General features: G+C 39.4%; 29 protein-coding genes. All 29 read left to right on the forward strand.

Translation table 11 applies throughout. The annotated features are described in order from the left end of the window. Window positions 1–2: 2 nt before the first annotated feature. The 29 genes from fusA to rpsD all read left to right on the forward strand — a co-directional run bounded on the left by fusA (window position 3) and on the right by rpsD (window position 15323). The gene (gene fusA / locus ACMA1I_RS01680) at window positions 3–2105 is read left to right on the forward strand and encodes an elongation factor G (RefSeq protein WP_337066496.1); all 2103 of its coding nucleotides are present in this window, start codon (window positions 3–5) and stop codon (window positions 2103–2105) included. An 11-nt stretch (window positions 2106–2116) separates the two neighbouring features. Next, entirely contained in the window at window positions 2117–2422 is a 306-nt protein-coding gene (rpsJ, locus tag ACMA1I_RS01685) for a 30S ribosomal protein S10 (RefSeq protein WP_007654312.1), read from the forward strand. A gap of 182 nt (window positions 2423–2604) precedes the next feature. Continuing rightward, window positions 2605–3222 carry a 50S ribosomal protein L3 gene (gene rplC / locus ACMA1I_RS01690; protein WP_337066497.1) on the forward strand — a complete coding sequence of 206 codons (618 nt, stop codon included), beginning with the start codon at window positions 2605–2607 and terminating at the stop codon, window positions 3220–3222. Window position 3223: 1 nt separating this feature from the next. Beyond that, window positions 3224–3853, forward strand: coding sequence for a 50S ribosomal protein L4 (rplD, locus tag ACMA1I_RS01695; protein ID WP_337066498.1), 630 nt, complete (start codon window positions 3224–3226; stop codon window positions 3851–3853). Then, window positions 3853–4140 (forward strand): 50S ribosomal protein L23, encoded by a 288-nt coding sequence (gene rplW, locus ACMA1I_RS01700; protein WP_337066499.1) that lies wholly within the window; start codon window positions 3853–3855, stop codon window positions 4138–4140. The genes rplD and rplW overlap by 1 nt, the downstream gene beginning before the upstream one ends. 12 nt (window positions 4141–4152) lie before the next feature. Then, window positions 4153–4980, forward strand: a complete 828-nt coding sequence (gene rplB, locus ACMA1I_RS01705; protein ID WP_337066500.1) for a 50S ribosomal protein L2 — start codon at window positions 4153–4155, stop codon at window positions 4978–4980. Further along, on the forward strand, window positions 4981–5259 hold the full coding sequence (gene rpsS, locus ACMA1I_RS01710) for a 30S ribosomal protein S19 (RefSeq protein ID WP_337066501.1): 279 nt from the start codon (window positions 4981–4983) through the stop codon (window positions 5257–5259). A 2-nt stretch (window positions 5260–5261) separates the two neighbouring features. Continuing rightward, window positions 5262–5654, forward strand: coding sequence for a 50S ribosomal protein L22 (gene rplV, locus ACMA1I_RS01715; protein ID WP_337066502.1), 393 nt, complete (start codon window positions 5262–5264; stop codon window positions 5652–5654). 5 nt (window positions 5655–5659) lie between these two features. Beyond that, entirely contained in the window at window positions 5660–6430 is a 771-nt protein-coding gene (gene rpsC / locus ACMA1I_RS01720; protein ID WP_337066503.1) for a 30S ribosomal protein S3, read from the forward strand. Between the two features lie 29 nt (window positions 6431–6459). Continuing rightward, window positions 6460–6882: a 50S ribosomal protein L16 gene (gene rplP / locus ACMA1I_RS01725; protein WP_337066504.1), complete on the forward strand. Its 423-nt coding sequence runs from the start codon at window positions 6460–6462 to the stop codon at window positions 6880–6882. A 2-nt stretch (window positions 6883–6884) separates the two neighbouring features. Next, a complete protein-coding gene (gene rpmC / locus ACMA1I_RS01730) occupies window positions 6885–7085 on the forward strand; it encodes a 50S ribosomal protein L29 (protein ID WP_337066505.1) in 201 nt (66 codons plus the stop codon). A gap of 8 nt (window positions 7086–7093) precedes the next feature. Continuing rightward, window positions 7094–7357, forward strand: a complete 264-nt coding sequence (rpsQ, locus tag ACMA1I_RS01735) for a 30S ribosomal protein S17 (RefSeq protein WP_337066506.1) — start codon at window positions 7094–7096, stop codon at window positions 7355–7357. Window position 7358: 1 nt separating this feature from the next. Further along, window positions 7359–7727, forward strand: coding sequence for a 50S ribosomal protein L14 (gene rplN / locus ACMA1I_RS01740; RefSeq protein ID WP_147920494.1), 369 nt, complete (start codon window positions 7359–7361; stop codon window positions 7725–7727). Between the two features lie 20 nt (window positions 7728–7747). Continuing rightward, window positions 7748–8071 carry a 50S ribosomal protein L24 gene (gene rplX, locus ACMA1I_RS01745; RefSeq protein WP_337066507.1) on the forward strand — a complete coding sequence of 108 codons (324 nt, stop codon included), beginning with the start codon at window positions 7748–7750 and terminating at the stop codon, window positions 8069–8071. Between the two features lies 1 nt (window position 8072). Beyond that, window positions 8073–8627, forward strand: coding sequence for a 50S ribosomal protein L5 (rplE, locus tag ACMA1I_RS01750; protein ID WP_337066508.1), 555 nt, complete (start codon window positions 8073–8075; stop codon window positions 8625–8627). A 5-nt stretch (window positions 8628–8632) separates the two neighbouring features. Then, window positions 8633–8902 (forward strand): 30S ribosomal protein S14, encoded by a 270-nt coding sequence (gene rpsN, locus ACMA1I_RS01755; protein WP_337066510.1) that lies wholly within the window; start codon window positions 8633–8635, stop codon window positions 8900–8902. A gap of 80 nt (window positions 8903–8982) precedes the next feature. After that, entirely contained in the window at window positions 8983–9381 is a 399-nt protein-coding gene (rpsH, locus tag ACMA1I_RS01760; protein WP_337066679.1) for a 30S ribosomal protein S8, read from the forward strand. Window positions 9382–9396: 15 nt separating this feature from the next. After that, window positions 9397–9951 (forward strand): 50S ribosomal protein L6, encoded by a 555-nt coding sequence (gene rplF / locus ACMA1I_RS01765; protein ID WP_337066511.1) that lies wholly within the window; start codon window positions 9397–9399, stop codon window positions 9949–9951. An 8-nt stretch (window positions 9952–9959) separates the two neighbouring features. Beyond that, a complete protein-coding gene (rplR, locus tag ACMA1I_RS01770) occupies window positions 9960–10310 on the forward strand; it encodes a 50S ribosomal protein L18 (protein ID WP_337066512.1) in 351 nt (116 codons plus the stop codon). 6 nt (window positions 10311–10316) lie between these two features. Then, the gene (gene rpsE / locus ACMA1I_RS01775) at window positions 10317–10835 is read left to right on the forward strand and encodes a 30S ribosomal protein S5 (RefSeq protein WP_337066513.1); all 519 of its coding nucleotides are present in this window, start codon (window positions 10317–10319) and stop codon (window positions 10833–10835) included. Window positions 10836–10840: 5 nt separating this feature from the next. Then, entirely contained in the window at window positions 10841–11020 is a 180-nt protein-coding gene (gene rpmD / locus ACMA1I_RS01780) for a 50S ribosomal protein L30 (RefSeq protein ID WP_147920502.1), read from the forward strand. 1 nt (window position 11021) lies between these two features. Beyond that, window positions 11022–11468 (forward strand): 50S ribosomal protein L15, encoded by a 447-nt coding sequence (gene rplO / locus ACMA1I_RS01785; protein ID WP_337066514.1) that lies wholly within the window; start codon window positions 11022–11024, stop codon window positions 11466–11468. Window positions 11469–11476: 8 nt separating this feature from the next. Next, complete coding sequence (secY, locus tag ACMA1I_RS01790; protein ID WP_337066515.1) at window positions 11477–12784, forward strand: preprotein translocase subunit SecY; 1308 nt, start codon at window positions 11477–11479, stop codon at window positions 12782–12784. 3 nt (window positions 12785–12787) lie between these two features. Next, window positions 12788–13558, forward strand: a complete 771-nt coding sequence (gene map, locus ACMA1I_RS01795; protein WP_337066516.1) for a type I methionyl aminopeptidase — start codon at window positions 12788–12790, stop codon at window positions 13556–13558. 3 nt (window positions 13559–13561) lie between these two features. Continuing rightward, entirely contained in the window at window positions 13562–13780 is a 219-nt protein-coding gene (gene infA, locus ACMA1I_RS01800; RefSeq protein ID WP_025609076.1) for a translation initiation factor IF-1, read from the forward strand. 5 nt (window positions 13781–13785) lie between these two features. Continuing rightward, complete coding sequence (gene ykgO, locus ACMA1I_RS01805) at window positions 13786–13902, forward strand: type B 50S ribosomal protein L36 (RefSeq protein WP_034256541.1); 117 nt, start codon at window positions 13786–13788, stop codon at window positions 13900–13902. Between the two features lie 10 nt (window positions 13903–13912). Continuing rightward, entirely contained in the window at window positions 13913–14290 is a 378-nt protein-coding gene (rpsM, locus tag ACMA1I_RS01810) for a 30S ribosomal protein S13 (RefSeq protein ID WP_147920506.1), read from the forward strand. A 9-nt stretch (window positions 14291–14299) separates the two neighbouring features. Continuing rightward, a complete protein-coding gene (gene rpsK, locus ACMA1I_RS01815) occupies window positions 14300–14692 on the forward strand; it encodes a 30S ribosomal protein S11 (RefSeq protein WP_147920507.1) in 393 nt (130 codons plus the stop codon). Between the two features lie 25 nt (window positions 14693–14717). Beyond that, on the forward strand, window positions 14718–15323 hold the full coding sequence (rpsD, locus tag ACMA1I_RS01820; RefSeq protein ID WP_337066517.1) for a 30S ribosomal protein S4: 606 nt from the start codon (window positions 14718–14720) through the stop codon (window positions 15321–15323). The last annotated feature ends 30 nt before the right edge of the window (window positions 15324–15353 follow it).

Consider the following 15353-nt stretch of genomic DNA (forward strand, 5'->3'; position numbering starts at 1 on the left):
TAATGGCAAGAGATTTAAGATATACTAGAAATATTGGTATAGCGGCGCACATTGATGCTGGTAAAACAACAACAACCGAGCGTATTCTATACTATGCAGGGGTAAGCCATAAAATAGGTGAGGTTCATGATGGCGCAGCTACCATGGACTGGATGGAACAGGAGCAAGAAAGAGGTATCACCATTACGTCTGCTGCTACTACCGTTAATTGGAATTACAGAGGCGAAAAATACCACGTTAACGTAATTGACACTCCAGGCCACGTAGACTTCACTGTTGAAGTAAACCGTTCACTGCGTGTATTGGATGGTCTTGTGTTCTTATTCAGCGCAGTAGATGGCGTAGAGCCGCAGTCTGAAACTAACTGGCGTTTAGCAGATAACTATAAGGTTGCTCGTATCGGGTTTGTTAATAAAATGGACCGTTCAGGCGCCGACTTTTTGGCTGTTTGCAAGCAAGTAAAAGAGATGCTTGGCAGTAATGCTGTTGCACTTCAATTACCAATTGGTGCTGAGGATAATTTCAAAGGCGTAGTTGATTTGGTAAACTTCCGTGGTATAGAATGGAATGAGCACGATAAAGGTATGACCTTTACTGAAGTGCCAATCCCAGAGGATATGCTGGAAGAAGCTGAAGAGTATAGAGAAAAGCTTTTAGAAGCAGTAGCCGAGTACGATGAATCTTTAATGGAGAAATACTTTGAAGATCCTAGTTCAATAACGGAAGATGAAATACTTACTGCTCTTCGCGCTGCTACAATCGATCTAGCAATTGTGCCAATGTTGTGTGGTTCTTCCTTTAAAAACAAAGGGGTGCAGACAATGCTGGATTATGTTATGGCACTTATCCCATCTCCATTGGACCGTGATAACATCAAAGGTATCAATCCAGATACAGAGGCAGAAGTATCACGTAAGCCTAGTGTAAATGAGCCATTCGCCGGTCTAGCATTTAAAATTGCAACAGACCCTTATGTTGGCCGTCTTTGCTTTGTAAGAGCCTATTCTGGGGTTTTGGAATCAGGATCTTATGTTTTTAATACCAGATCTAATAACAAAGAGCGTATCTCCCGGATTTTCCAGATGCATGCTAATAAGCAAAATCAGATTGATAAGCTGGAAGCAGGAGATATAGGTGCAGTTGTAGGCTTCAAGGATATCAAAACAGGTGATACATTGTGTGACCAAAGTGCCAAGATAGTTCTTGAGTCAATGGATTTCCCTGAACCGGTTATTGGCTATGCAATTGAGCCAAAAACTCAGGCTGACTCTGATAAAATGGGTATGGCTATTGCTAAACTTATTGAGGAGGATCCAACGCTACAGGTGAATACTGATGAGGAAACAGGTCAGACGATTCTTAGAGGTATGGGTGAGCTTCACCTGGAGATTATTATCGACAGGATGAAGAGAGAATTCAAGGTTGAGTTGAACCAAGGAGCACCTCAAGTAGCCTATAAAGAAACAATCACTAAATCTGTTGAGCATAGAGAGGTGTTCAAGAAGCAATCTGGTGGTCGTGGTAAATTTGCAGATATCGTGTTCGAAATGGGCCCGCGTGAAGATGGTAAACCAGGACTTGAGTTTGTAAACGCCATTGTGGGTGGTGTGATTCCGAAAGAATTCATCCCAGCTGTTCAAAAGGGTTTTGAAGAAGCCATGAAAAATGGTATTCTGGCAGGTTTCCCAGTTGATTCGATGAAAGTGCGTTTATTCCATGGTTCTTACCATGATGTTGACTCCGATGCATTATCCTTCGAACTGGCAGGTCGTCAAGGCTTCAAAGAAGCAGGTAAGCAATGCGCACCGAAGCTCCTAGAGCCAATTATGTCTGTAGATGTAGTAACTCCAGATGAGTATACAGGTCCTGTAACTGGTGACTTGAACAGAAGAAGAGGTTTAATGAAAGGTATGGATACAAAAGGAACTGCTACGGTAGTTAAAGCTGATGTTCCACTTTCTGAACTGTTTGGTTATGTAACAGACTTGCGAACCATTACTTCAGGTAGAGCTACTGCGTCACTTACTTTCTCACATTATGAGCAAGTACCACAAAACCTGGCAGATGGTATCATTGCAAAATTAAAAGGAACTGCAGCTAAATAGTAGTAGAAATAATGAATCAAAAAATTAGAATCAAACTCAAGTCTTACGATCATAACCTGGTTGACAAATCTTCTGAGAAGATTGTTAAGGCAGTTAAAGCTACAGGTGCTATTGTAAGCGGACCAATTCCTCTTCCAACAGAGAAAGACAAATTCACTGTTCTTCGTTCACCACACGTGAACAAGAAATCTCGTGAGCAGTTTCAGCTTTGTACATATAAGCGTTTAGTAGATATTTACTCTACAAGCTCAAAAACAGTTGATGCATTAATGAAGCTAGAACTACCTAGTGGTGTTGATGTAGAAATCAAAGTTTGATAAATCTCACATAGAAAAGAAAAAGAGAACCGAGAAATCGGTTCTCTTTTTTTTAGTACATGATTGATAATAAATATTTTAAGTAAAGGTTGCAAAGGAAAATAAAATTTCACTATCTTTGCACTCCCTTAGCGAAACTGAAGGGAAACAAAATATAATTTCCATCTAAATAAAAAAGTCGAATGCCTGGAATTATCGGTAAAAAAATCGGAATGACAAGCCTCTTCACTACAGATGGTAAATACACGCCAGTAACGCTTATTCAAGCAGGACCGTGTGTAGTTACTCAAGTGAAGACAATAGAGACTGACGGCTACCAAGCTGTGCAGTTAGGCTATGGCGAGAAGAAGCTGAAGAGAGTAACGAAAGCGGAAGCAGGTCACTACAAAAAAGCTAATACCTCTCCTAAAAAGAAAGTAGCAGAGTTTGATGCAGAAGGATTATCCTTAAATCTTGGAGATCAGGTTGATGTGAATCTTTTTGTAGAAGGAGAATTTGTGGACGTAGTTGGTACATCAAAGGGTAAAGGTTTTCAAGGCGTTGTGAAACGTCACAACTTTGCTGGTGTTGGTGGTCAGACTCACGGTCAGCACAACAGAGCGAGACACCCAGGATCTATTGGCGCTTGTTCTTGGCCTTCAAGAGTATTTAAAGGCATGCGTATGGCAGGTAGAATGGGTGGTAACAGGGTTACGATCCAGAACTTAACTGTATTACGTGTTATTGCAGATAAAAATCTGTTAGTTGTTAGTGGCTCTATACCAGGTGCCAAAAATTCTTACGTGTTAATTGAGAAATAAAATGGAGCTTTCTGTATTTAATATCAAAGGTGAAGATACAGGTAGAAAGGTAACCCTTTCTGATGCTGTATTTGGTGTTGAGCCAAATCAGCATGCTATGTATCTTGACGTGAAGCAGTATCTGGCGAACCAGAGACAAGGGACACATAAAGCAAAAGAGCGAAACGAAGTAGCTGGTTCTACAAAGAAAATTAAAAAGCAAAAAGGTACAGGTGGAGCCCGTGCTGGTAGCTTAAAAGCTCCTCACTTTGTAGGTGGTGGTAGAGTGTTTGGACCAAGACCAAGAAACTACTCTTTCAAACTTAATAAGAAGTTGAAGTCTGTTGCCAGACTTTCTGCTCTTTCTCTGTTGGCACGTGACAATAAAGTGGCATTAGTAGAGTCTTTCTCGCTGGAAGCTCCTAAGACAAAAGAGTTCAGAGGGATCCTTAACAACTTAAAGGCAACAGGTAAGACTCTTCTTTTGACTTCAGCAGTAGATCAAAATATTCTTCTTTCGAGCAGGAATCTTCCTAAAGTGAAAGTATCTACTGTTACTAATGTTAATACTTATGATCTTCTTAACACCGAGAAACTTTTATTGGTGGAAGATTCAGTAAATAATTTAGAAAACCTCTTTAGCGCTAAATAATGAACGTTCTTAAAAGACCGCTTGTAACGGAAAAATACGCTGCCATGAACGAGGTTGGTAAGTATGCTTTTGAGGTAGCTAAAACTGCCAATAAGGTTGAAATCAGAAAGGCAGTAGAGAAACTTTATGGGGTTACCGTTGAGAAGGTAGCGACCATCAAAACGCTCGGCAAGTTAAAAACAAAGCACACTAAGTCTGGTGCAGTAACAGGCCGTACGGCATCTATTAAAAAAGCAATCGTGACCGTGAAAGAAGGTGATATTATCGACTTTTACAGCGGCATATAATTTTAATACACAATGGCTTTAAAAAAATTAAGACCGACAACACCAGGTCAAAGGTTTCGAGTAGCCCCAGCGTTTGATGAAATCACAACCGCTACTCCGGAGAAATCTTTGTTGGCACCTATAAAAAAATCTGGTGGACGTAACAATTCTGGACGTATGACAATGCGCTACCTTGGTGGTGGTCATAAGCAGAAATACAGAATTATCGACTTCAAAAGAACAAAACATGGCGTACCTGCAACTGTTAAAACAGTAGAGTACGATCCGAACAGAACAGCACGTATTGCGCTATTGCATTATGCTGATGGTGAGAAAAGCTATATTGTAGCTCCTGCTGGAATACAGGTAGGTACTATAGTTGTTTCTGGCCCTGGTATTGCTCCAGAAGTAGGTAACTGCCTTCCTTTAGCAGAAATTCCTCTAGGTACAATTATTCATAACATCGAGCTTCAGCCAGGTAATGGTGCTGTTCTGGCCAGAAGTGCTGGATCTTATGCACAGTTAGTGGCTAGAGAAGGTCGTTATGCAACTATCAAACTTCCTTCTGGCGAATTGCGCATGGTACTAGTTACATGCCAAGCTACTGTTGGTACAGTGTCTAACTCGGATCACATGAATGTGAAACTAGGTAAAGCAGGTCGTAACAGATGGTTAGGTAAGCGTCCAAGAGTTCGTGGTGTAGCTATGAACCCAGTTGATCACCCTATGGGTGGTGGTGAAGGTAAGTCCTCAGGTGGTCACCCAAGATCGCGTAAAGGCTTATACGCTAAAGGTTTAAAAACAAGAAAGCCTAAGAAGTATTCAGAACAGTTTATAGTTAGTAGAGGAAAGAAAAAATAAATGGCTAGATCATTAAAAAAAGGGCCTTATATTGACTATAGGCTTGAGAAAAAAGTTGGTGTGTTGAACGACTCTGGCAAAAAGTCAGTTATAAAAACCTGGTCTAGAAGATCGATGATCTCTCCAGATTTTGTAGGTCACACATTTGCTGTACATAACGGGAATAAATTTATTCCAGTTTATGTTACTGAAAACATGGTAGGACATAAGTTAGGCGAATTTGCCCCTACCAGAAACTTTAGAGGTCACGTTGCTAAAAAAGATAAAGGCAGGAGATAATAATGGAAGCAGTAGCAAAATTAAATAACGTGCCTACTTCTCCTCGCAAAATGAGATTAGTGGCAGGTTTAATACGCGGTAAAAGCGTAACAAAAGCACTTGGATTACTTAAGTTTGAACCTAATTCTGGTGCAGAACGAGTTGAGAAACTCCTTCTATCAGCATTAGCAAACTGGCAGCTGAAGAACGAAGATGCTCGTGTTGAGGATGCAAATCTTTATGTGAAAGAGATCTTTGTTAATGAAGGCAAAATGCTAAAACGTCTTCGTCCAGCACCTCAGGGTCGTGGTCATAGAATCAGAAAAAGATCAAATCATGTGACAGTAATCATCGATAGTTTAACCGATGAGCAACTAGAACAGCAGTCAAAGAAATCTAAAAAAGCCACTAAGTAAGAATTATGGGACAGAAAGTAAATCCAATCGGTTTTCGACTCGGAGTTATCAAAGGTTGGGATTCAAACTGGTATGGCGGTAAAGATTTCGCTGAGAAACTGGTTGAAGACGAGAAAATCAGAAAATACATTTTAGCACGTATCCCTAAAGGCGGTATTTCTAAAATCATTATTGAAAGAACTCTTAAGCGCATTACTATTACAATCAATACGGCTCGCCCAGGGGTGGTGATTGGTAAAGGCGGACAGGAAGTAGACAAAATCAAAGAGGAACTTAAGAAGCTTACAAATAAAGATGTGCAAATTAACATCTTTGAAATTAAGCGTCCCGAGTTAGATGCAAAATTGGTTGGAGAGTCAATTGCCCAACAATTGCAAGCTCGTATCTCTTTTCGTCGTGCTATGAAGCAAGCTATTGCTTCTGCTCTGCGTGTTGGTGCTGAAGGTATCAAAGTGCAGGTATCAGGCCGCTTAGGTGGTGCTGAAATGGCAAGAACGGAGCACTATAAAGAAGGAAGAACTCCTTTGCATACGCTCCGAGCCGACATTGATTATGCTCTTTCTGAGGCGCAGACTGTATACGGAAAGCTAGGGATCAAAGTATGGATCTTTAAAGGTGAAGTTTACGGTAAAAAAGACCTGACTCCGAACGCTGGAATTGAAAGCAAAGGTGGACCTAGTTCACAAGGTGGTGACCGTGGAGACAGACGTGGAGGTAACCGCAACAAAAAAGATGGTGCCGGTGCTCCAAAGCGCAACAACAAGCGTCGTCAATAATTGATTGATAACATTAATTTATTTTAGAAATGTTACAGCCTAAAAGGACTAAATATAGAAAAATGCATAAAGGCCGCGTGAATGGTCTGGCTCATAGAGGCAGTACTATTTCGTTTGGTTCCTTTGCAATTAAATCACTGGAAGCTTCTTGGATCACGAGTCGTCAAATTGAATCTGCTCGTATCGCAATGACCAGAGCCATGAAACGTGAAGGTCAGGTTTGGATAAGAATTTTCCCTGACAAGCCAATTACTAAAAAACCTGCTGAGGTTCGTATGGGTAAGGGTAAAGGTTCTCCAGAATATTGGGTAGCTGTTGTTAAACCAGGTACGATTATGTTCGAATCTGACGGAGTAACCTTAGAAGTTGCAAAAGAGTCTTTAAGACTTGCTGCTCAAAAGCTTCCGGTAAAAACAAAATTTGTAGTACGTAGAGATTACGTTGAGAAATAGTTATGAAAAATTCAGAGATAAAGGCTTTATCTTCAGAAGAGCTGAAAGAGAAGCTAAGCGCTGAGAGCTCTAATATGCAAAACCTGCGTTTTGCACATGCCATATCTCCACTGGAGAACCCAATGAGAATACGTGAGACTAAGCGTGTAATCGCCAGACTGAATACAGAGATTCGTCGTCGTGAATTAGAAGCTAACTCTTAATTACTTAAATGATCATGGAAGAGAGAAATCTTAGAAAAGAAAGAAGTGGTAAGGTTGTTAGCAACAAGATGGACAAATCTATCACTGTACTTGTGGAAAGCAGAATGAAACACCCTATGTATGGTAAATTCGTTAGCAAGTCCACAAAATTCATGGCTCACGACGAAAAGAATGAATGTAACATTGGAGACACTGTTCGCATTCAAGAGACTCGTCCGCTTAGCAAGAACAAGAACTGGCGTTTAGTAGAAATTATAGAAAGGGCGAAATAAAATGATACAACAGGAATCAAGATTAACTGTGGCTGATAACAGCGGTGCCAAGGAAGTTCTTTGCATCCGTGTGTTAGGCGGAACTGGTAAGAAGTATGCTTCTATCGGTGATAGAATAGTCGTAACTGTAAAATCAGCTCTTTCTTCTGGTAACGTTAAAAAAGGAACTGTATCTAAAGCAGTTATTGTAAGAACTAAGAAGGAGGTTAGAAGAAAAGACGGATCTTATATCCGTTTTGATGATAATGCTGCTGTGTTGCTTAATGCAAACAATGAGCCACGTGGTACTCGTATCTTCGGACCGGTTGCACGTGAACTTCGTGAAAAACAATTTATGAAAATTGTTTCGTTAGCACCTGAAGTTCTTTAATCCCTAATTCAGAATCAATAATGAATAAGAATAAACTTCATGTAAAAACTGGCGATACAGTTAAAGTAATTGCTGGTGACGAACGTGGCAAAACAGGCCGCATTGTTTCTGTTAATATTGAAAAACAGAAAGTAGTAATCGAAGGTTTAAACCTGGTTACAAAACATACTAAGCCAAGCGCTAAAAATCCGCAAGGTGGAATTTCAAAGGTAGAAGCTCCAATACATGCGAGCAATGTAGCAATAGTGGATCCTAAATCAGGCGAAACTGTTAAAACTGCCAGAAGAAAAAATGGCGAAGGTAAAACAGAGCGTTATTCTAAAAAGACAGGAGAGGTAATTTAATATGGCTACTGCAAGATTTAAAGAAATATATCAGAAGGAGGTAGTACCTGCCTTGAGAGAAAAGTTCCAGTACAAGAACGTAATGCAGGTGCCAAAGCTTACCAAAATCTCCATTAATAAGGGTATCGGAGCTGCTGTTGCGGACAAAAAACTTGTTGATATTGGTGTAGAAGAACTTACTACCATCACAGGTCAAAAAGCCGTTGCAACAATTGCTAAAAAATCTGTTTCGAACTTCAAGTTGCGTGAAGGTATGCCAATTGGAGCCCGCGTTACATTAAGAGGGGAGAAAATGTATGAATTTTTGGATCGTCTTCTAACAATTGCGCTTCCTCGTGTACGTGACTTCAGAGGCGTTAATGATAAAGGTTTCGACGGCCGTGGCAATTATACACTCGGTGTTAAAGAACAAATTATTTTCCCTGAAATCAGTATTGATAAGATCAAAGCTATAAGTGGAATGGATATCACTTTCGTAACGACAGCTCAAACTGACGAAGAGAGTTATGAACTTCTTAAAGCGTTTGGTATGCCTTTCACTAATATCAATAAATAATCACAATGGCGAAAGAAGCAATAAAAGCAAGAGAGCTTAAAAGACAGAAATTAGTAGCCAAATTTGCTGCTAAAAGAGCTGAACTTAAAGCTAAAGGAGACTACGAAGGATTAGATAAACTGCCTAAGAATGCATCTCCTGTTAGATTACACAATCGTTGCAAGCTTACCGGGAGACCTAGAGGCTACATGAGGAAATTTGGTATTTCGCGTGTTACTTTCAGAGAGCTCGCTTCTGCTGGTAAAATTCCTGGTGTAACTAAATCTAGCTGGTAAAATTTGCGACAAGATTACGAAAATTGAAAAATATTTTTGTATCTTTGCGGCTCGCTTATAAAAAAGCAATTATTAAAAGTATGAACTCAGATCCAATAGCAGATTATTTAACTAGACTCAGAAACGCTATCAAAGCGAATCATCGGGTTGTTGAAATACCATCTAGCAATATCAAAAAAGAGATTACGAAAGTACTGTACGAGAAAGGATATATTCAAAGTTACAAATTTGATGATTCCGGAGTACAAGGTACCATCAAGGTCGCTCTGAAATACAATCCTAGCACTAAGCAATCTGCTATTGTGAAACTAGAGAGGATAAGTAAGCCAGGGCTTCGTAAATATGCCGGTCATGATAACCTTCCTAGAGTTTTAAATGGTCTTGGTATCTCTATCTTGTCTACATCTAAAGGTGTTATGACTGAGAAAGAAGCCAGAGACCAAAATATAGGTGGTGAAGTTTTGTGTTACGTTTATTAATTAGGAGGATAGACAATGTCACGTATAGGAAAATTGCCAATCAACCTGAGTAATGGTATTGAAGTTTCAGTTTCTGATCAGAACCTGGTAACTGTAAAAGGTCCTAAAGGTACTTTATCGACTCAGGTTGATAAAGATATCATAGTAAAACAAGAAGAAAACCAAATTATTGTTGATCGTCCTACAGAGCAAAAGCGACATAAAGCAATGCATGGCCTTTATCGTTCCTTGATTAACAACATGGTAGAAGGTGTAACTAAAGGATATCAGGAGAAGCTGGAACTTGTGGGTGTAGGTTACAAAGCTGCTATGCAAGGTAAGGTTCTTGAGCTATCCCTTGGTTACTCTCACAATATTTTTATGACTATGCCTGAAGAAGTATCAGCAACTGCTGTTACGGAAAAAGGTAAAGCTCCAGTTATTACATTGGAGAGCAACGATAAGCAACTGATTGGTCAGGTTGCTGCCAAAATCAGATCACTGCGTAAAGTAGAACCTTACAAAGGTAAAGGTATCCGCTTCGTTGGTGAAGTTGTAAGAAGAAAAGCTGGTAAGACAGCATCTAAATAATCATCATCATGTCTGCTAAGAAAGTACAAAGAAGACTCAGAATTAAGCAAGGTATCAGAAACAAAATTTCTGGTACCGCTGAAAGGCCAAGACTATCTGTGTTTAGAAGTAATAAGTTTATTTATGCACAGCTAATTGATGACACTACTGGTGTAACACTAGCTGCTGCCTCTTCAGCTAAACTTGATGATGCTGCTAAAGCCAACGTTGAAACCTCAGGTAAAGTAGGTAAAGCAATTGCTGAGAAAGCACTTGAAAAAGGTATTACACAAGTTGTTTTTGACCGTTCAGGATATCTTTACCACGGCAAAGTTAAATCATTGGCAGAAGGTGCTCGCGAAGCAGGTCTTAAATTCTAGAAAGTTATGATAAAGAATAATATTCGTAGTGTGAAGGCTAGCGAAATCGAGCTGAAAGAAAAAGTAGTAGCTATAAACCGCGTAGCCAAAGTAGTAAAAGGTGGTAGAAGATTTAGCTTTGCTGCCATAGTTGTTGTTGGTGATGGTAACGGTGTAGTAGGCTATGGCTTAGGCAAAGCTAATGAAGTAACGGATGCTATTGCCAAAGGTATTGATGATGCTAAAAAAAATCTGGTTAAGGTTCCACTCTATCATCATACTGTACCTCATGCCATGGAAGGTAAGTATTCTGGTGGTTTTGTTTTAGTTAAGCCAGCTGCAGCGGGTACTGGTGTAATTGCCGGTGGTGCAATGCGTGCTGTTTTGGAAAGTGCTGGTATCAAAGACGTACTTTGTAAGTCAAAAGGATCCTCTAATCCACATAACGTGGTAAAAGCAACTTTTGATGCTCTTTCTAAAATGCGCGATCCATTGGCTGTTGCTCAGCAACGAGGTGTTAATTTACAAAAGGTATTTAACGGTTAAGGGAGATGGCAAAAGTTACTATAACTCAAGTAAAAAGTATTATAGATAAACCGAAGAACCAAAAGCTAACAATACAAGCTTTAGGTCTTGGTAAAATCAGCAAATCAGTAACTGTTGAATTAACTCCTCAGATAGCTGGTATGGTTAACAAGGTTCAACATTTAGTAGAAGTAAAAGACATATAACATGTATTTAAGTTCATTACAACCTGCAGAAGGATCTGTAAAGACCAGAAAGAGAATTGGTAGAGGTACTGGTTCAGGTAGAGGTGGAACTTCTACAAGAGGTCACAAAGGTGCTAAATCACGTTCTGGATATTCTCAGAAATCAGGTTTTGAAGGTGGTCAGATGCCACTGCAAAGACGTGTTCCTAAGTTTGGTTTCAAGAACATTAATAGAGTAGAATTTAAAGCCATTAATCTAGATGTTCTTCAGTCTCTTATTGAGTCTACTGAAGCAAATGTTCTCGACTTTGAATTTTTCAAATCACATGGATTAGTGTCTAAAAATGACAGAGTGAAGATTTTAGGTAGAGGTGAGATCATTAAGGGTGTGGAAATTCATGCACATGCGTTTTCTCAATCAGCTACAGAATCTATAGAAAAAGCAGGCGGTAAAACAGTAGCTTTATAAATATTCGTATGAAGAAGTTTATAACAACATTAAAGAACATTTTTGCTATTGAAGATTTAAGGATTAGAATTCTTAATACCTTAGGTTTCATAGCTATTTTTAGATTAGGTTCTTTTGTTGTTCTGCCAGGCATAGATCCTAACCAACTTAAAGCTAATACAGGCGGGTTATTCGGCTTGTTGGATACTTTCTTAGGTGGTGCATTTAGCAATGCATCCATCTTTGCGTTAGGTATCATGCCTTACATATCAGCTTCTATCGTATTGCAGCTATTGACTATAGCCGTTCCTTATTTTCAAAAAATGCAGAAGGAAGGGGAATCTGGTCGTAAGAAAATTAACCAGATTACCCGAGTTCTCACCATTGTTATTACCCTGGCTCAAGCGGTTGGGTTTGTAGCTACCATTAACTCGGAAGCTATTGCGATAAACACGACTCTGTTCACCGTCCTTTCTATGATTGTTCTTACCTCTGGTACCATATTCTGTATGTGGCTAGGTGAGAGGATTACAGATAAAGGTATAGGAAATGGAATTTCAATGCTTATAATGATTGGTATCATCTCCAGGTTCCCAGGAGCTTTAGTAGCAGAGTTTATTTCTAATCAAGCATTTGTGTTTTTAATTGAATTAGCTGTTCTGTTCTTTGTTGTGATGTCTGTTGTGATGCTTACACAGGCAATTCGCAGGATTCCAGTTCAATATGCTAAGCAAGTAGGAGGGAGCTCTCTATACTCCGGCCAGCGTCAATTCATTCCAATGAAAGTGAATGCGGCAGGTGTAATGCCAATTATTTTTGCTCAGTCTTTGATGTTCCTTCCATCTATGGTGGCATCTATTTGGGCTGATACTAATGAAACTGCTAACTATATAGGTTCTACTTTCTCGGATTTTACTTCATGGCAGTATAATCTTGTATTTGGTTTGATGATCTTGATATTCACTTATTTCTATACAGCAATTAGTGTAAATCCAAACCAAATTGCAGATGATTTGAAGAGAAGTGGTGGATTTGTTCCTGGAATAAAACCAGGAAGAGCAACATCAGAGTATATAGATGCTATTTTAACTCGAATTACACTACCTGGCGCCATTTACCTTGCCTTAGTAGCTATATTTCCTGCAATAGCAATGTTGTTTGGAGTAACAAGAGAGTTTTCACAATTCTTTGGCGGTACATCTCTGATCATTATGGTGGGTGTAGTTTTGGATACCTTGCAGCAGATCGAGAGTTATTTACTAATGAAACATTATGATGGCATGATGAAATCTGGAAAGCTGCGAGGTCGAACGGAGAATATTGCCATGGTATCCTGATAAATGGTTTATTACAAGAACGAAGAAGAAATTGAGCTACTTCGCCAGAGTGCTTTGATTTTAAGCAAAGCACATGGCGAAATAGCTCTTCTTATAAAAGAAGGTGTCACAACTGCGGCTTTAGATCGTAGAGCTGAGGAATTCATTAAAGATAATGGGGGGCAGCCCTCTTTTTTGAACTATAATGGTTTCCCTTACAGTTTATGTATTTCTGTTAACTCCACAGTTGTACATGGAATGCCAAGTAAATATGCCTTAAAAGATGGAGATATTATTTCCGTAGATTGTGGTGTTTTTTACAAAGGTTTTCATAGTGACTGTGCTTATACACATGGAGTAGGTAATCTGGCTCCTGAAGTAAAAGATCTTCTCACGGTAACTAAGGAGTCTTTGTATAAAGGAATTGAGAAAGCAGTTGTAGGATCGAGAATTGGAGATGTAAGTTTTGCAGTGCAACAACATGCCGAAAGTCACGGTTATACTGTAGTTCGGGAATTAGTAGGGCATGGCTTAGGACGAAATCTTCATGAAGGCCCAGAAGTTCCTAACTATGGTAAACGAGGTCAAGGGCTTAAACTTCAGAATGGTTTAGTTATTGCTATTGAACCAATGATCAATTTAGGTGCAAGGCAAATTGTTCAGGAAGATGACGGCTGGACAATCAGGACCAAGGATAATAAACCTTCTGCCCACTTCGAGCACACGGTAGTGGTAAGAAAAGACAAAGCAGAGATTTTAACAACTTTTGATTATATACAACAAGTTAATAACTAATAAATGGCGAAACAATCCTCTATCGAACAAGACGGGACTATTGTAGAAGCATTATCTAATGCAATGTTCCGGGTAGAGCTCGAAAATGGTCATCAGGTTGTTGCACATATTTCCGGTAAAATGAGAATGAATTACATCAAAATTTTACCAGGTGATAGGGTTAAACTGGAGATGTCTCCATATGATCTTACTAAAGGCAGAATTGTTTATCGATATAAATAAATACAATGAAAGTTAAAGCATCAGTTAAAAAGCGTAGCGCTGATTGTAAAGTTATCCGCCGTAAGGGGAAACTTTATGTTATCAACAAGAAGAATCCAAGATATAAACAAAGACAAGGATAATTAAAGAAGTATGGCTAGAATAGCAGGAGTAGATATTCCGGATAATAAAAGAGGTGAGATTTCATTGACGTATATCTTTGGTATAGGTCGAAAGTTGTCTCAGGCAATTCTTACTAAGGCCGGGGTGGATCTTGACAAAAAAGTAAAAGACTGGACTGAGGATGAAGCCAGCGAGATCAGAAATATTATAGCAGCTGAGCACAAAACAGAAGGTGTGCTTCGTTCTGAAGTGCAATTGCACATCAAGCGTCTGATGGATATTGGTTGTTACAGAGGTTTAAGACACCGTAAAGGTCTTCCCGTTCGTGGTCAGCGTACCAAGAATAACACCAGAACTAGGAAAGGTAAGCGTAAGACAGTTGCTAACAAGAAGAAAGCTTCTAAATAATATTTGATCATGGCTCAGAAAAGAAAAGATAAAGCTAAGAAACGTGTAGTAGTTGTTGAATCAACTGGCCAGGTACACATTAAGGCTTCTTTTAACAATATTATTATCTCAATAACCAATAATGCAGGACAAGTAATATCTTGGGCTTCTGCTGGTAAAATGGGTTTTAAAGGTTCTAAAAAGAACACTCCTTACGCTGCACAAATGGCAGCTTCAGATTGCGCTAAGGTTGCTCATGACCTGGGTATGCGTAAAGCTGAAGTTTTTGTTAAAGGCCCTGGTGCAGGTAGAGAGTCCGCTATCCGTACTGTGCAAAATGCAGGTATTGAAGTAACTACTATCAAAGATGTTACTCCTCTACCACACAACGGATGTCGTCCTCCAAAACGCAGAAGAGTTTAATTTATCTCATTACGATTAATTAATTATGGCAAGATATACTGGTCCTAAAAGCAAAATCTCCCGCAAATTCAACGAAGAGATTTTTGGCCCAAGCAAAGCATTAAAAAAGAAAAGCTATCCTCCTGGGCAGCATGGTCGTGGCAGACGCAAAAAGCAGTCTGAATACGCTGTACAGCTGGCTGAGAAGCAAAAAGCAAAATATATCTATGGAATGCTGGAGAAGCAGTTTGCGAACTTATTCGACAAAGCACATAGAAAAGGTGGTATCACTGGTGAGAACCTTTTAGTATTACTGGAGTCTAGATTAGATAACACAGTTTATCGTTTAGGTATTGCTCCTACTAGAAGATCTGCTCGTCAGTTTGTACTTCACAAGCATATTACAGTGAACGGTGAAATTGTTAACATTCCTTCTTACAGCTTAAAAGTAGGTGATGTAGTGGCAGTTAGAGAAAAATCTAAATCTCTTGAGGCTATTACTACAAGCCTTACTGTACGTAATGCACGTGCGTTTAGCTGGTTGGAGTGGGACGGTGCCCAAATGGCTGGTAAATTTGTGTCTGCGCCACAACGCGACCAGATACCTGAGAAAATTCAGGAGCAGCTGATCGTCGAGCTTTACTCTAAGTAAGCAGCTTAATCAATTTTTAACCTTTAACAC

Origin of the sequence: Pontibacter sp. 13R65 (genome assembly GCF_047525655.1) — a bacterium.
GTDB lineage: Bacteria > Bacteroidota > Bacteroidia > Cytophagales > Hymenobacteraceae > Pontibacter.

Excerpts from the sequence above, each read along its gene's own strand:
- fusA (WP_337066496.1), top strand. The coding sequence starts at position 3 with ATGGCAAGAGATTTAAGATATACTAGAAATATTGGTATAGCGGCGCAC.
- rpsJ (WP_007654312.1), top strand. The coding sequence starts at position 2,117 with ATGAATCAAAAAATTAGAATCAAACTCAAGTCTTACGATCATAACCTG.
- rplC (WP_337066497.1), top strand. The coding sequence starts at position 2,605 with ATGCCTGGAATTATCGGTAAAAAAATCGGAATGACAAGCCTCTTCACT.
- rplD (WP_337066498.1), top strand. The coding sequence starts at position 3,224 with ATGGAGCTTTCTGTATTTAATATCAAAGGTGAAGATACAGGTAGAAAG.
- rplW (WP_337066499.1), top strand. The coding sequence starts at position 3,853 with ATGAACGTTCTTAAAAGACCGCTTGTAACGGAAAAATACGCTGCCATG.
- rplB (WP_337066500.1), top strand. The coding sequence starts at position 4,153 with ATGGCTTTAAAAAAATTAAGACCGACAACACCAGGTCAAAGGTTTCGA.
- rpsS (WP_337066501.1), top strand. The coding sequence starts at position 4,981 with ATGGCTAGATCATTAAAAAAAGGGCCTTATATTGACTATAGGCTTGAG.
- rplV (WP_337066502.1), top strand. The coding sequence starts at position 5,262 with ATGGAAGCAGTAGCAAAATTAAATAACGTGCCTACTTCTCCTCGCAAA.
- rpsC (WP_337066503.1), top strand. The coding sequence starts at position 5,660 with ATGGGACAGAAAGTAAATCCAATCGGTTTTCGACTCGGAGTTATCAAA.
- rplP (WP_337066504.1), top strand. The coding sequence starts at position 6,460 with ATGTTACAGCCTAAAAGGACTAAATATAGAAAAATGCATAAAGGCCGC.
- rpmC (WP_337066505.1), top strand. The coding sequence starts at position 6,885 with ATGAAAAATTCAGAGATAAAGGCTTTATCTTCAGAAGAGCTGAAAGAG.
- rpsQ (WP_337066506.1), top strand. The coding sequence starts at position 7,094 with ATGATCATGGAAGAGAGAAATCTTAGAAAAGAAAGAAGTGGTAAGGTT.
- rplN (WP_147920494.1), top strand. The coding sequence starts at position 7,359 with ATGATACAACAGGAATCAAGATTAACTGTGGCTGATAACAGCGGTGCC.
- rplX (WP_337066507.1), top strand. The coding sequence starts at position 7,748 with ATGAATAAGAATAAACTTCATGTAAAAACTGGCGATACAGTTAAAGTA.
- rplE (WP_337066508.1), top strand. The coding sequence starts at position 8,073 with ATGGCTACTGCAAGATTTAAAGAAATATATCAGAAGGAGGTAGTACCT.
- rpsN (WP_337066510.1), top strand. The coding sequence starts at position 8,633 with ATGGCGAAAGAAGCAATAAAAGCAAGAGAGCTTAAAAGACAGAAATTA.
- rpsH (WP_337066679.1), top strand. The coding sequence starts at position 8,983 with ATGAACTCAGATCCAATAGCAGATTATTTAACTAGACTCAGAAACGCT.
- rplF (WP_337066511.1), top strand. The coding sequence starts at position 9,397 with ATGTCACGTATAGGAAAATTGCCAATCAACCTGAGTAATGGTATTGAA.
- rplR (WP_337066512.1), top strand. The coding sequence starts at position 9,960 with ATGTCTGCTAAGAAAGTACAAAGAAGACTCAGAATTAAGCAAGGTATC.
- rpsE (WP_337066513.1), top strand. The coding sequence starts at position 10,317 with ATGATAAAGAATAATATTCGTAGTGTGAAGGCTAGCGAAATCGAGCTG.
- rpmD (WP_147920502.1), top strand. The coding sequence starts at position 10,841 with ATGGCAAAAGTTACTATAACTCAAGTAAAAAGTATTATAGATAAACCG.
- rplO (WP_337066514.1), top strand. The coding sequence starts at position 11,022 with ATGTATTTAAGTTCATTACAACCTGCAGAAGGATCTGTAAAGACCAGA.
- secY (WP_337066515.1), top strand. The coding sequence starts at position 11,477 with ATGAAGAAGTTTATAACAACATTAAAGAACATTTTTGCTATTGAAGAT.
- map (WP_337066516.1), top strand. The coding sequence starts at position 12,788 with ATGGTTTATTACAAGAACGAAGAAGAAATTGAGCTACTTCGCCAGAGT.
- infA (WP_025609076.1), top strand. The coding sequence starts at position 13,562 with ATGGCGAAACAATCCTCTATCGAACAAGACGGGACTATTGTAGAAGCA.
- ykgO (WP_034256541.1), top strand. The coding sequence starts at position 13,786 with ATGAAAGTTAAAGCATCAGTTAAAAAGCGTAGCGCTGATTGTAAAGTT.
- rpsM (WP_147920506.1), top strand. The coding sequence starts at position 13,913 with ATGGCTAGAATAGCAGGAGTAGATATTCCGGATAATAAAAGAGGTGAG.
- rpsK (WP_147920507.1), top strand. The coding sequence starts at position 14,300 with ATGGCTCAGAAAAGAAAAGATAAAGCTAAGAAACGTGTAGTAGTTGTT.
- rpsD (WP_337066517.1), top strand. The coding sequence starts at position 14,718 with ATGGCAAGATATACTGGTCCTAAAAGCAAAATCTCCCGCAAATTCAAC.